Annotated in this window: 14 protein-coding genes and 1 pseudogene; 7 read left to right on the forward strand and 8 right to left on the reverse strand. The window is 70.1% G+C overall.

Annotation, left to right across the window (positions count from 1 at the left end):
• From AOK00_RS26080 to AOK00_RS26090, 3 genes are all read right to left on the reverse strand, one after another.
• Positions 1-1,059, reverse strand: a 1,059-nt coding sequence (locus tag AOK00_RS26080; RefSeq protein WP_055602698.1) for a PP2C family protein-serine/threonine phosphatase, incomplete at its 3' end; no start/stop codon positions are given.
• Positions 1,059-1,862 carry an alpha/beta fold hydrolase gene (locus AOK00_RS26085; protein ID WP_055602707.1) on the reverse strand — a complete coding sequence of 268 codons (804 nt, stop codon included), beginning with the start codon at positions 1,860-1,862 and terminating at the stop codon, positions 1,059-1,061. The genes AOK00_RS26085 and AOK00_RS26080, both read right to left, overlap by 1 nt.
• Positions 1,863-2,211: 349 nt before the next feature.
• On the reverse strand, positions 2,212-2,373 hold the full coding sequence (locus tag AOK00_RS26090; protein WP_055602699.1) for a hypothetical protein: 162 nt from the start codon (positions 2,371-2,373) through the stop codon (positions 2,212-2,214).
• A gap of 219 nt (positions 2,374-2,592) precedes the next feature.
• On the opposite strand from AOK00_RS26090, the gene AOK00_RS37520 reads away from it, so the two are divergent.
• Positions 2,593-2,766 carry a CsbD family protein gene (locus AOK00_RS37520; protein ID WP_079042196.1) on the forward strand — a complete coding sequence of 58 codons (174 nt, stop codon included), beginning with the start codon at positions 2,593-2,595 and terminating at the stop codon, positions 2,764-2,766.
• A gap of 333 nt (positions 2,767-3,099) precedes the next feature.
• Here the strand turns inward: AOK00_RS37520 and AOK00_RS26095 are convergent, their stop codons facing one another.
• Positions 3,100-3,513, reverse strand: coding sequence for a GNAT family N-acetyltransferase (locus AOK00_RS26095; protein ID WP_055602700.1), 414 nt, complete (start codon positions 3,511-3,513; stop codon positions 3,100-3,102).
• Between the two features lie 563 nt (positions 3,514-4,076).
• Here AOK00_RS26095 and AOK00_RS39765 point away from each other — a divergent pair.
• Positions 4,077-4,274: pseudogene (locus AOK00_RS39765) on the forward strand (transposase); the annotation flags it as partial.
• A gap of 8 nt (positions 4,275-4,282) precedes the next feature.
• On the opposite strand, the gene AOK00_RS26100 reads toward AOK00_RS39765, so the two are convergent.
• A complete protein-coding gene (locus AOK00_RS26100) occupies positions 4,283-4,780 on the reverse strand; it encodes a hypothetical protein (protein WP_055602701.1) in 498 nt (165 codons plus the stop codon).
• 254 nt (positions 4,781-5,034) lie between these two features.
• On the opposite strand from AOK00_RS26100, the gene AOK00_RS39205 reads away from it, so the two are divergent.
• The 4 genes from AOK00_RS39205 to AOK00_RS26115 all read left to right on the forward strand — a co-directional run bounded on the left by AOK00_RS39205 (position 5,035) and on the right by AOK00_RS26115 (position 9,664).
• Positions 5,035-5,535 (forward strand): hypothetical protein, encoded by a 501-nt coding sequence (locus AOK00_RS39205; RefSeq protein ID WP_159041855.1) that lies wholly within the window; start codon positions 5,035-5,037, stop codon positions 5,533-5,535.
• A gap of 357 nt (positions 5,536-5,892) precedes the next feature.
• Entirely contained in the window at positions 5,893-7,791 is a 1,899-nt protein-coding gene (locus AOK00_RS26105; RefSeq protein WP_055602702.1) for a diacylglycerol kinase family protein, read from the forward strand.
• The gene (locus AOK00_RS26110; RefSeq protein ID WP_055602703.1) at positions 7,791-8,744 is read left to right on the forward strand and encodes a YihY/virulence factor BrkB family protein; all 954 of its coding nucleotides are present in this window, start codon (positions 7,791-7,793) and stop codon (positions 8,742-8,744) included. The genes AOK00_RS26105 and AOK00_RS26110 overlap by 1 nt, the downstream gene beginning before the upstream one ends.
• A gap of 62 nt (positions 8,745-8,806) precedes the next feature.
• Entirely contained in the window at positions 8,807-9,664 is an 858-nt protein-coding gene (locus AOK00_RS26115; protein WP_055602704.1) for a phosphatase PAP2 family protein, read from the forward strand.
• 27 nt (positions 9,665-9,691) lie between these two features.
• On the opposite strand, the gene AOK00_RS38565 is transcribed toward AOK00_RS26115, so the two are convergent.
• Both AOK00_RS38565 and AOK00_RS26120 read right to left on the reverse strand, forming a co-directional pair.
• Positions 9,692-9,976 (reverse strand): SOS response-associated peptidase family protein, encoded by a 285-nt coding sequence (locus AOK00_RS38565; protein WP_254047507.1) that lies wholly within the window; start codon positions 9,974-9,976, stop codon positions 9,692-9,694.
• 112 nt (positions 9,977-10,088) lie between these two features.
• Complete coding sequence (locus AOK00_RS26120; protein ID WP_055602705.1) at positions 10,089-10,631, reverse strand: SMI1/KNR4 family protein; 543 nt, start codon at positions 10,629-10,631, stop codon at positions 10,089-10,091.
• Between the two features lie 244 nt (positions 10,632-10,875).
• On the opposite strand from AOK00_RS26120, the gene AOK00_RS26125 reads away from it, so the two are divergent.
• Positions 10,876-11,517 carry a hypothetical protein gene (locus AOK00_RS26125; protein WP_159041856.1) on the forward strand — a complete coding sequence of 214 codons (642 nt, stop codon included), beginning with the start codon at positions 10,876-10,878 and terminating at the stop codon, positions 11,515-11,517.
• Positions 11,518-11,580: 63 nt separating this feature from the next.
• On the opposite strand, the gene AOK00_RS26130 is transcribed toward AOK00_RS26125, so the two are convergent.
• On the reverse strand, positions 11,581-12,151 hold a 571-nt coding region (locus AOK00_RS26130; protein ID WP_173861635.1), incomplete at its 5' end, for a LysR family substrate-binding domain-containing protein.

A 12,151-nucleotide genomic window follows, 5' to 3' on the forward strand; every position in this document is an offset into this window, starting at 1 on the left:
GAGCAGGAGGGTGTCGCCGGGGCCGAGGGTGGTGGTGGCGGGGGTGAAGGGTGCGGTGGGCAGGATTCCGATGAGGAGGCCGCCGGGGGTGGGGAGGAAGTCGGCTGTGCCGTCGGAACGCAGGACCAGGGCGGGCGGGTGGCCGCCGGAGGCGAGGTGGACGGTGAACTGTCCGGTGTGCGGGTCGGGTTCGAGGGTGCCGAAGATGGCGGTGCAGTAGCGGGGGTCGCCACCGTTGTAGCGCTCGTGAAGAACCCTGTTCAAGGTGGTGAGAGCGGAGACGGGGTCGGCGTCGTGGAGCGCTGCGGTGCGCAGGGCATATCGAGTGAGCGAGGTGACGGCAGCGGCCTGCGGGCCTTTGCCGCATACGTCGCCGAGGAAGAAGGCGAAGCGTGTGCTGTCGATTGGGAAGACGTCGTAGAAGTCGCCGCCGAGCCGGTCGGGCGAGGCGGTCCGGTAGTGCGCGACACTCTCCATGCCGGGTATGGGCGGCAGGGCGTCGGGCAGCAGCGACGCCTGGAGTGCGGCAAGGGCGTCCTGGAGGCGTGCCCGGTCGGCTTCGGCCTGTCGGTGTGCTTCCTCGGCGGCTTTACGGGCCCGCAGGAGTTCCTCTTCGTAGGCGCGGCGGTCGCGGGCGTCGAAGAGGGTGGTGCGGATGAGCAGCGGCTCGCCCGAGGCACCGTGCTTGACCGTGGAGGAGACCAGCACCGGCATACGGACGCCGTCGGCCGTTTTGATCTCCAGGGCGACGCCGCCGATCTCGCCCTGCATGCGCAACAGCGGCGCGAAGTGCGTCTCGTGGTACAGCTTGCCGCCCACGGTCAGCAGGTCGGTGAACCTCAGACGGCCCACCACCACCTCCCGGTTCAGGCCCAGCCAGTCCAGGAGCGTCGTGTTGATCTTCGCGATGGTCCCGTCCATCAGCGTGGACAGGTAACCGCACGGCGCGCACTCGTACAGTTCCTCAGCGCTGTCCTCCAGCAGCGCGGCGAACGCCGCGCCCGAGGTCTTCTCGTCGTCGGCGTCGTGCGGGTCGCGGTGCTGACTGGTGCGGCACATCAACGCAGGCCTGCCAGAAACCCGGTGATCGCCTCGTTGGTGGCTTCGGGCGCGGACATGTGCGGGCAGTGCCCGGTCGCGTCCAGGGTGAGCAGTGTCGAGCCGGGGATCGTCCGATGCACGAAGGCGCCGACCTCGCGCGGGGCGATGGCATCCTGGGTGCAGTCCAGCACGAGCGTCGGCACGCTCACCTTCTTGAGGTCCTCCCGCGAGTCGGACAGGAAGGTGGTGCGGGCAAAGACGTGTGCCATCTCCGGGTCGGTGGCACAGAAGCTGTTGGTCAGCTCCTCACCGAGCTCGGGCCGCTCCCCGTTCCCCATGATCACCGGCGCCATCGCCGCCGACCAGCCGAGATAGTTCGACTCCAGCGCGTCGAGCAGCTCCTCGATGTCCTGCGCGCTGAACCCGCCCCGGTAGTCCTCGTCGTCGATGTACCGGGGAGAGGGAGCCACCATCACCAGCGCCCCGATCCGCTCCGGGGCCATCTGGGCGGCCAGCACACCGATCATCGCGGACACCGAATGCCCCACGAACACCGCGCTTTGAAGGTCGAGCACGTCACATACGTCCACCACGTCCTGTGCGTAGCCGCTGAGGGACGCGTAGCGGGACTCGGAGAACGCGGAGAGATCCGAGCGGCCCGAGCCCACGTAGTCGAACAGCACCACCCGGTAGTCCTTGACCAGGGCAGGGACGGTAAGGCGCCACATGTTCTGGTCGCAGCCGAACCCGTGCGCCAGAACCACTGTCGGGCCATGAGGATTGCCGGTGACCGTGACATTGTTCCTGCGCTGGATATCCATACCCACCAGTCTCTCAGGCCCCACCCACCGCTCCAGCACGCTGCCGGATCACCCCACGGTCTCCACCCCTCGCCTTCACACGTCCCTCGGCCAGCCCCGAGGGCGCGACCCGACCGTTGCCGACGCCGCCGGCCCGCTGGGCGGGGGTGTCCCGCACGATGCCAGGTACTCGTGATCGACCTGCGGGGCGTAGTGACCAAGAACTCCTCCCTCCCTCTGTTCCGGGCCAGGCGTGTCCCAGTACGGGCGGGCCCGACGGACGGGCGGTGTCTGCAGGCACGGCCGTGGGCCCACCACCTTTCGTCAGGTGGTGGGCCCACGGTCATGCGGTGCGGGGATGCGTGGTGCGCTACCAGCGGTACCAGCGGCCGCTACCTCCCTTCGGCCGGGCGACGAACCCGATCAGCCACAGGACCAGCACCACGACGGCAACCCACCACAGTGCTTCGAGTGCGAAGCCGGCGCCGAACAGGATGAGCACGAGCAGTAGAACGAGAAGAAGGGGAACCATGGATATCAACCTCCGAGGCGCCGTATGCCCCACCAACCTTCGGCCATGCGTGCGATGTTCACGGGATTCTCTGGGTGGCGCATCGTCGACCCGGCCCATAGCGGCACAGAAGGCGATCCGCGCCGCCCGATTGCCGACGACACGACGTGAGGTTTGAGTGCGGTGATCGGGAGCAGGCGCCGGTCAAGACCAATCCGGTTCTCGCAGGAGGAGGTCCCGATGTCGGGTACGGAGAAGAGCAAGGCACACGTCGAGCAGGCCACGGGCAGGGCCAAGGAGGCCGCGGGCCGCGCGGTCGGCAACGAGCGGCTGACCGCCGAAGGCCACGCGGACCGGGCCAAGGGCAAGGCCCGTGAGGCCAAGGAAGACGTCAAGGACAACTTCCGGCACTGACGGACCGCCATGGCGCCCCTGGGCCCCGGCCTATCCACTCAGGCCGGGGCCCAGGCACGTGCGGCAGCGCCTGATACTCCAGCTGTAGACCGTGAACTTGCAGGTGGAGACGGTGCGGAACGGGTGCGGCCCGCCTGGCTCCGTTGATCTCCAGGAACAGCGTTTGTCGACCGGTTTCGGAGGCAGGTGGTGATCGCCTGGCTGATGGCTGTCGATGAGAGATGACGGCACGTTCGTGTCCGGGACGTGTGACGGCCAGGCCCTCGCCCGAGGCGGGGCGGGGCGGGGCGGTGGAGGGTGGACGTCCTCGCCATAGCCACGAGGGGCGAATCTCTATGGCGTCATGTCGCGCAGGTCAGGGCGGTTCCTGGGCAGTCCGAAGCCCGCCATCTGCTTCTCCTCATAGGACAGGAAGCCGAGGCTCCGGTAGAACGCGTGGTTGCGCTTGCCTTCCGGTGACGACTCCTGGTCCGTGGAGAGGAGGAAGAACCGGCAGTGCGAGTAGCGTCGCGTGAGGTGTTCGACCAGGGCCCGGCCGACGCCCTGCCGGTGATGCGCTGGATTGACCACGACGTCTTGGACGTAGCAGATGTGCTCGTCGTCGGAGACGGTCCGCGCCAGGCCGAGGAGCGTTCCCGAACCGTCTCGTGCGGTGATGACGAGATGGGAGTTCCGCAGGCCGCGGCAGAGCTTGTCGACGTCGGCGGTGTAGCCCTCCCAGCCGACGGAGTCGTAGAGGCTCAGCATTTCATCAGGATCGAAAACGTCCTCTTCCGTGATGAACACGCCAAACCCCCTGCGGTAGTGCCGCTTCTCGATGCCGACTTCTGACCGCATCTGACTTCACGCTCGTCAGTCACGTCAAGATCGTCAATAGTCGGTCTCAGCCAGCCTGGGCAGGTTGTTCGGTTCGTGCTCGGGTGCTGGCGAGGCGGTAGGAGTCGGTGCCTGTCTCGTTGGGGCGCCCACCGCGGTGCAGGTCGCAGACCGGTTCCACCTCTGGAGCAACCTGGGCGAAGCGGCCGAGCGGTGCGTCTCCCGCCACCGCTCGTGCCTCCGCGCGACCTTCGCCGAGTCGGTACTGCAGCGGGCACCGGCACCGGTCGAGAGCGGGTCGCCATGGCCTACCGGGCACCGATTCGCCGACCGCACCCGCGCCAAGCCCACCGTCCACGCGCTGCTGGCCGCCGGCCACGGCCGACGCTCGATCCAGCGACAGCTCGGCATGACCTACCGCACCGTCCAACGACTGGCCGACGCCGCAAGGCCGGAAGACCTACCAGCTCCCACAATGGATCAAGGCGGTCCGCGCCGACGGCCTGCCCAACCTCCACACCTTCGTCAACGGCCTCGAACGCGACCTCGCCGCCGTCATTGCCGGCCTCACCCTGCCGTGGAGCTCCGGCGTCGTCGAAGGTCACGTCAACCGGATCAAAATGATCAAGCGCCAGATGTACGGTCGGGCCGGCTTCAGCCTCCTACGGAAACGAGTCCTGCTGGCATCCTGACCGCACCGTCACGAGCTCTGCTGGAGTCGCTCCGCAGCCTGAGCAGGGGTGTCGTAGTAGCCAGGCCGGGCCAGCAGGACCGAACTGAAGTAGTAGCCCTGCTCTTCCTCCGGCTCATCGTCGGCTGCGAACGGACGCCAGAAACTCAGCAGCAAGTCCGGGGCGATGAATGAAGCATCGTCGTCAGGATCTTCGTCGATCGAGGTGAACTCGCCCATGCGCTGGACAACCTCGCGGGCCGGAAGCGCGAACACGTCCACGCCCTGAAACAACACGCGGTCCCTCTGGGACGACGGCCTTCCCAGCTCGATTGCTTCAAGCATGTCTCGCATGCAGTGGATGCTGATCATCAGCCCGCTGGGACGGAAGACCTGCTGCCCCGGCCGATCAGAATCTGAGACCGCAGAGAGATCACGGAGTGAGTCCAGCGCCATGTTGGCCGCGTCCCGAGTCATACCGATCCGCAACGGGCCGACGCCGGTCGGCGGGGCGAGGTCGAGGTCCATGTGGGCATGATCCCCAATAGTTCTGTCAACGAGTCACGAAGCTCCATCCAGCCCCGACAGGCTACAGAGCGTGAGAGCACAGAAGTTGGACCAGAACCCAAACTCGTCGACATCACCCATCCGTGGAATAGGGCGCCTCCCAAACCCATCGACAAGCGACGTCGCTACTGCTCGATAAGGCCACCCGCCAATAGGGCCTGTATCGAGAGTGGTTGAGGAAGCAATCCCGTTCAGCCCCATCGCTACGCTGGGGGGTGACCGCGATGCAGGGGGAATGGGAGGCAGGGGGAACGGTGGGAAGAAAAGTGCGTCGGGCCGCGGGAACGCTGACCTTCACGGATCTGCTCCGGCATCCGGGGCGGCTCATCGGGCAATTCACTGGGGTTGCTCGGCCTCACGCCGAGGCGGACGTCGCAGCGTTGAACGCGGGAGAGGCACGCGAGGTCTCTGCGTTCGCCCGTGACGGCCATCGTTTCCGGCAGGGGTCGTTGATTCTGGATCCTGCCGCAGCATCGCCGGTGGTGTGGCGGCCGTTTCGAGTGCTCGGCGGAACCGGCGAAGGCATTGCCTTGATTGCTCCGTTCCACGTTCATGGGGCGGGCCCGGTCGCCGGCCCGGGAAGCGCGGCCGTCGACAAGGGACTGTTCCGTCTGCTGTCCCTGCAAGCGGCGGATCGCTACTGGGAACTCGCTGTTCCCACTGCGGATGTCGCTTTGGTCCGTGCCGCGCTGCGCGGGGACGGCAGCGGACGGTAGTCAGAGCGTCGCTGCCTATGAGTACGGGCAGCAGCCCGGCGAAGCATCGTCACAGCCGGATTCTGCGAACCGGCGACGCCCGTCGGCATGCAGGAGTCGAGAACCAACGGTTCCGGCGCCACGAGTCGGCTTCTGGCGGCGACCGCCTGGTCCTGAGCAGGCCGTCGCGTCCGCCGGACCGCGACCCGTGTACGCGGCGGCCCAGTGAACCGGCCCCCAGAGCAGGTTGCGGGGGCTCCCCCGCACCCCCACCGGGGAGGAGCGGCGCGAGCGGCCGGCTCGGGCGGCTTCGCTCGCCCAGCCCGAACTTCGCCCGGCGCAGACATCATCCGGCCGCGACGGGCAAAGCGGTCTCTCATGACGACGCAGACGGACGCGGCCGCGAGACGTTCCCGGCTTCTGGTGCTGGTGCCGGCGCAGGTGAGCCTGATGGTCGGGCTGGGTCTGCTGTTGACCAGGGGTCCACTGGCCAACCTGCTCACCCCCGTGGAGGACCGGGTCAACCGCGCGGTCGCCGCCGGCCGCGGCCCCGTGGCAGACGCCGTCTCGGGCGCGCTGTCGGTACTGGCCGGGACCGAGTCGATCATCGCGGTGACGCTGCTCTGCGTCGCCGCACTGCTCCTCCTGCCGGGTTCCCCCAGGTGGTCCGAGGCCGTGTTCCTCGGCGCGTCGGTCGCCGTACAGTCGGCGGTGTTCCTGGTCGTGACCGTCTGCGTGCAGCGGCCCCGGCCCGCCGTGCCACACCTCGACGCGGCGCCGCCGACGTCGAGCTTCCCGTCCGGCCATGTCGGTGCCTCCGTCGCTCTGTTCGGAGGGCTGGCCCTGCTGGCGCTGACACGTCTGAAAGGCCCCCGGCGGTACGTCGCCGTGGTCGCTCTGCTGCTCGTCCCCCAGCTGGTGGGGCTGTCGCGGCTGTACCGGGGCATGCACCACCCCACCGACGTCGTGGGCGGCCTCGTCAACGGTGCGCTGACGCTTCTGGTCGTCGGCTCGGTGTTCCTCGCCGGACGCACGCCGGACGGCGCCGACGACGACCGCAGCCGCCGCCGGTCCTCCCCCGGCGCGGTCCCCGCGGGGCCCCCGGGCAGACGGGCGGCCGGCCGGGTCGTCGTCGTCCGTCATCCGCACGCCTGCGACGACCGGCTCGCCGACCGTGTGCGCGCCGTCCTGGAGGCCCACGGCCATCGGGATCAACGGTGGACAGGGACCACGGCCGAGCGGCCGAGCGGGGAGCTCGCCGAGATCTGTTCCGCTCCGGCGCCGGGCTGTTCCGCCCCGGCGCCGGGCTGGGCCGCACCGGTCCCCGTCGACCTGGTCGTGGTCTGCGGAGGGGACGGGACCGTACGAGCCTGCGCCGACGTGGTGGCCGGGACCGGGATCGCGCTCGCCGTCGTGCCCTGCGGCACCGGGAACCTCCTCGCCCGCAATCTGGGGCTCCCCCTCGACCCTGCGACGGCCCTGGAAGAGGCCTTGGGCGGGGACTGCTTCGGCATCGACGTGGGGCGGGTGTGGGGCGACCGCCTCCGGCCCACACGGTTCACCGTCATGGCGGGGGCGGGGTTCGACGCGGCCATGGTCCGCGACGCGTCGCCGCGGCTCAAGGCGCGACTGGGCTGGGCCGCCTACGTCCTCGCGGCGGCCCGGCACCTCCGTGATCCCCGCACCCGGGTGTCGCTCCGGGTGGACGGGGGGCGGCGCCGCCGCCACCGGGCCCGCATGGTCGTCGTCGGCAACGTCGGCACACTGCAGGGCGGAGTCGAGCTCCTGCCGGGTGCGCGCGCCGACAGCGGGCGGCTTGACGTCGTGCTGTTCGACCCGGAGGGCGCGGCCGGGTGGCTCGCCGCGACCGGCCACCTGATATCCCGGGCCGTGCGCCCGCGCTCCATGGAGCCGCGGCAGAACGCGCGAACCGCGGCCGACCCGGCGCAAGCCGGCCCGCGGTCCGTCGCCGGCGGCGCTCTGACGTACTACCGCGGCCGACGCATCGACATCCGGTTCGCCGGGGCGCAGCCTCGCGAGATAGACGGGGACCCCCTCACCGACGGCCGCCGGCTGACCGTGGAGACGGAGCCCGGCGCGCTGCGCGTACGACTGCCTCGTGCTCCGGGGCCCACCGCGCTACGGCCCGACGCCGCCACCCCCCGCCGTACGACGAGGAGCGACGGGGTGCCCCGCGGCGCCGGGGCCCCGGACTGTCCCGTCCCGCCCGACGTCGTCTCGCCGCTCGCGCCGCGGCACACACAGTCAGGATCATGATGGGCACCGCCACTCGTGTACCGCAGAGACGTGACGTCCAGGGCGAGGAACTGTCCGGCGACGAGGCGTGGGCCGCGCTGCGCCGCTACGGAGGCTGGAGGCTGGCCAGGGACTCCTTCGTGCGGTTCCGCTACGCGGACGGCTTCAGCCACTCCCGCGCTCTGGCCCTGCAGACCGTGCTGTCCATCGTGCCGCTGGCCATCGCCGCCATCGGCCTGTCGAGCGTGCTGCACACCGAGGACATGGGCCGTGTCGCGGAGCTGACGATCCATCGGATCACCAGTGGGCCGAGCCGACAGCTGGTCGACGACGCCCTGCACGAGAGCCGGCGCCACGCCGACGACGGCGGCCAGGCGGCCCTCTGGCTGGGTCTGCTCTTCTCGCTGGTGAACGTGACGACCAGCCTGTGCCAGGTGGAGCGCGGCGCCAATCGCATCTACGGCAACGAGCGCGACCGGCCGTTCCTCCACAAGTACGCCCGGGGCCTGGTGATGGCCGCCCTCGCCGGGTTCCCGCTGGGGCTCAGCTTCGTCGTCACGGTCCTCGGCAGTGATCTCACGCACGCGTTCGCGGAGGTCTACCGCCTCGGGGCCGGCACCGTCCGGGCCTGGGAGGTCCTGCGCTGGCCGATCGGGATCCTGCTGGCCGTCCTGGCGACCAGCGCGATCTTCCGCCTTTCGCCGCGCCGCGCCCAACCGGGCTACACCTGGCTCGCCTTCGGTGCCGTCGTGTATCTGTTCCTGTGGATCACGGCAACCTGGGCTCTGAGTCTGTACGTCGGCGCGAGCGGCTCGTTCACCACCGTCTACGGACCCCTGAGCGCGCTCATCTCCCTGATGCTGTGGTCCTACCTGACCTCGTTGGCCCTTTTCCTCGGCCTCGCGTTCGCCGCACAGCTGGAGGCCACGCGCGCGGGCGTGAAAGAACCGGTGGGCAGGGACCCCGGCGTCTGACCACATTTCCCACGAGCCGGCCGCGGCTCACCGACGCGACACGTAAGGAAGTCTGCTTACTCATGGCACAGCGCACCACGCGAGTCCGAAGGCCCGGCGTCCGGGCCCTGCTCCCCCGGCACCGCAGTGCCGACGCGACCTTCGGGACACGGCTCGTCCTGGCGGCGATCGCCACCGCCGTGGTGGCCGTCCCCTTCGCGCTCGCGCTGGTCCTGGTCGAGTCCCGTTGGCCGCCGCTGTACCGGCTCGACCGGACCACGGCGGAGCGGCTGCACCAGACCGCCCTCGAACACCCGGGCTGGGTAGGCTTCCTGGAGTTCCTCACCAGTTACGTGTGGGACCCGGTGGTCATGCGCCTGCTGGTCGCCGCCGTGGTGGTGTGGCTGCTGACGCGCCGCGCGTGGCGGCTGGCCGCCTGGGCCTCCGTCACGGCGGTGACCAGCGGTCTGATCGGCCTGCTGACGAAGCACGTGGTCGAACGCGCCCGCCCGCACCTGCCGGATCCGGTGTCCCACGCTCCCGGCTTCTCGTTCCCCTCCGGTCACGCGATGACCGCGACCACCTCCTGCGCCGTCCTCCTGCTGGTCCTGCTTCCCCTGGTGCCCCGGGCCTGGCGCCCGCTGCCCTGGGCACTCGCCGTCACGGCCGTTCTGGGAGTCGGGTACACCAGGGTCGCGCTGGGGGTGCACTGGGTGAGCGACGTCGTCGGCGGGTGGCTGCTCGGCCTCACCGTCGTCACGGCGACGACCCTGGTCTTCGAAGCCTGGCGGCTCGACACCGGGCGCCGACGCACGACACCCGCACAGGGCCTGGAACCCGAGATCTCCTCGACCGCACCGGAACCGCCCCTCGCCTTGCGCCACGCGCCGGTTCCCTCGGACGAGCCGAGCGATCCGCCCGGCACGGACCGCTCCGGGTGACCGGAGGGGGCCACGCTCACGCCGAGGTCAGTCGGGGAGCGGAGCAGCCGGGCAGGCACCGGCGAGCCGCGAAGGCCCTGCGTAGACCGGCTTCTCGTGTGCCGTCTCGCCGTGGCCGTTCACCACGCGCGAACCGACCCCGGGGTCCTTCGCCCACAACGGCACCAGCCCCCAATCGCAACGGGCGCGGCCCGCGTTGCAGCCCGCCGGTGACGGGGCAGGCCGTTCCCGGACGGCCCACACCGGGTCGGTCCGGGCACTGTTCCAGCTCAGGCCATGCTCTCCGCCGGGGTTCCAGCCGCCCTCGAACATGCACGACAGTCAAGCCCTTCCCCCCTGGCGAGGGGCAAGGGCATACCTTCGAATTACTCCCGCCGGGGGACGGACGGCTCAGTCCCACCATTGCTTGCTGGGGACGGACTGCTCAGTCCCACCATTCGTTGCCGGTGTGCCAGTGCCGCACCCACGCCTCGAAGCCCCATGCCTGGTCGCCCGGCGCCGGGACGGCCCCAACGTCGGCGATCATCCATACCTCGCCGCGGCGCGGGCCGGTGGTCAGCAGGAGCCAGAACGACTGCCCGTCTTCGGACCCGAGAACGATGGACCCCTTGTTGAATGCGGCGTCGATCCGGGGGTCCTCGTCGTCGGCGGTCTCGTCGTCCTCCCAGGGCCAAGCCGCCTCCAGAGGGAACGGTTCTCCTGGCTGTCGCGGGCCGAGGTCGGGCCACGTGCCGGGCAGCCGGCCGAGCGGCTGGAGGCCGCCGTCGCCGGCGGGTCCCAGGCTGGACCCGTTGCTGATCTCCGCGATGAAGGTCCTGTACGGCTCCGGGAGGACCAGCCCGTTGTCCTGCTCCCACTCCACTACAGCCTTCTGTCCGAGGGCCGGCTCGCGGCACTCCGGCGGGAACGCGGAGCGCAGGAAGTCGAGAGTGGATTCGGCGGGACGCTGGTCAGGTGTGTCGGTCACGGCAGCATGCTGCCAGAAGGAACGGACAGCCCGTCGCGGCAGCCTCGCCTGCACCCCCAGGTCCTGGACATCTGACAGAGCCGGAGTCAGGTGGGTTCCGCAATGGTGAACGTGTGCTGTCCGTTCTCAGATTCCGGCCCCACTCTTGTGGAGGGGCGACGCTCAGTGTTGTTGAACGGCTCTGCGAGGGCGATGTGCCACCACGGCCGACGGGATGTCGGTGGGGCCGTCGATAATGCTGGGCATGGCAGATCGCAGTCCCGTGCTCCGGATCATCACCTCGGCGGCGAGGGAGTCCCTGAAGCCGCTCGGCCTGGCCCGGCGCGGGCGGTCACGGCTGTGGATTGATGATCACGGGTGGTGGCTCGGGGTCGTGGAGTTCACCCCGCCACGGATTGCCGGCAGTGGTCTGTGTGTCGGTGCGATGTGGCTGTGGCACGACGTGGACCATCTGGCCTTCCACGTGGACGCAGTCCGGGTCGGCTCCGAGCTGTTTCGCACCGAGGACCAGTTCACGCGGCTGGCTGCCGAACTGAGTCGGCAGGCTGCTGCGAACGTGACCGCGCTGAGGGAGAGGTTCCCGGGCCTGGCGGATGTCGCCCGGTACCTGACGTCCAGGCCGGTGCGACGGGGATTCCTCTGGGACAGTTTCGACGCCGGGGTCGCCGCCGCCCTGGTTGGGGACGCGGACACGGCCCGCGACCACTTCGAACGAGTCCTTCGTGAGGACGCACTGGTCCCGTGGATGGTCGATGCCCAGGAGAAAGCGCGCGAGCTTCACGCGATCGCAGCAGATCGCGACGCCGTGACCGCCTGGGTCACGCGGGCCGTCGACTCATGCCGGAACAAGCTGGGCTTGGATCCTGTGCCGTTTGCGATCAGTTGAAGGCCATGGCGAGGCCGACCCCGGCCAGCGCCGGCCACATTCGGTGTGCTCCGGCGTAATGCGTCAGCCTTGTCCGTCCGGGTGGGGCGGACGGTGATCCAGGCAGCAGCGGACGAAGTCCTGGACGGCGGGGTCGGTGTCGGCGGCGGGCGGCCAGGCGACGCCGACGCTGGTCGGGGCGACGCCGGTGACGGGCCGGTAGACGATGCCGGGGCGCGGGTAGAAGCGGGCGGCGGACGCGGGGGCGAGTGCGATGCCGTAGCCGTTGGCGATGGCGGTGAGCCAGTCGTCCGGGTTCTCGGTGACGGCACCGATGCGGACGGGCCGGCCCTCACGGGCGTCGACGGCCAGCCAGTACTCGTGCCAGGGGCCGGTCTCGGGCGGGGCGGCGACGAACGGTTCGTCCCACAGCTCGGGGAAGGGAATTTCGGCGCGGCCGGCCAGGGGATGGTCGGCGGGCATGACGGCCCACCGGTCCTCGGTCAGCAGCGTTTCGGTCCGCAGGCCGTCCTGGCCGGGGAAGGGCAGCCGGAGCAGCGCGGCGTCGACGTCCCCGGCGGCGAGTCCGGCGGTGGGGTCCGACCACGGTGCCTGGCGCATGTCCACGCGCCAGCCGGGCCGGCGGGCGGCGAAC

The sequence above is a fragment of the Streptomyces aureus genome (genome assembly GCF_001418135.1).
Classification (GTDB): Bacteria; Actinomycetota; Actinomycetes; order Streptomycetales; family Streptomycetaceae; genus Streptomyces; species Streptomyces aureus_A.

What these genes read in the sequence shown, in the direction of transcription:
- AOK00_RS26085 (WP_055602707.1), bottom strand. Translation starts at nt 1,862, where the DNA reads ATGGATATCCAGCGCAGGAACAATGTCACGGTCACCGGCAATCCTCAT.
- AOK00_RS26090 (WP_055602699.1), bottom strand. Translation starts at nt 2,373, where the DNA reads ATGGTTCCCCTTCTTCTCGTTCTACTGCTCGTGCTCATCCTGTTCGGC.
- AOK00_RS37520 (WP_079042196.1), top strand. Translation starts at nt 2,593, where the DNA reads ATGTCGGGTACGGAGAAGAGCAAGGCACACGTCGAGCAGGCCACGGGC.
- AOK00_RS26095 (WP_055602700.1), bottom strand. Translation starts at nt 3,513, where the DNA reads ATGCTGAGCCTCTACGACTCCGTCGGCTGGGAGGGCTACACCGCCGAC.
- AOK00_RS26100 (WP_055602701.1), bottom strand. Translation starts at nt 4,780, where the DNA reads ATGGACCTCGACCTCGCCCCGCCGACCGGCGTCGGCCCGTTGCGGATC.
- AOK00_RS26105 (WP_055602702.1), top strand. Translation starts at nt 5,893, where the DNA reads ATGACGACGCAGACGGACGCGGCCGCGAGACGTTCCCGGCTTCTGGTG.
- AOK00_RS26110 (WP_055602703.1), top strand. Translation starts at nt 7,791, where the DNA reads ATGGGCACCGCCACTCGTGTACCGCAGAGACGTGACGTCCAGGGCGAG.
- AOK00_RS26115 (WP_055602704.1), top strand. Translation starts at nt 8,807, where the DNA reads ATGGCACAGCGCACCACGCGAGTCCGAAGGCCCGGCGTCCGGGCCCTG.
- AOK00_RS38565 (WP_254047507.1), bottom strand. Translation starts at nt 9,976, where the DNA reads ATGTTCGAGGGCGGCTGGAACCCCGGCGGAGAGCATGGCCTGAGCTGG.
- AOK00_RS26125 (WP_159041856.1), top strand. Translation starts at nt 10,876, where the DNA reads ATGGCAGATCGCAGTCCCGTGCTCCGGATCATCACCTCGGCGGCGAGG.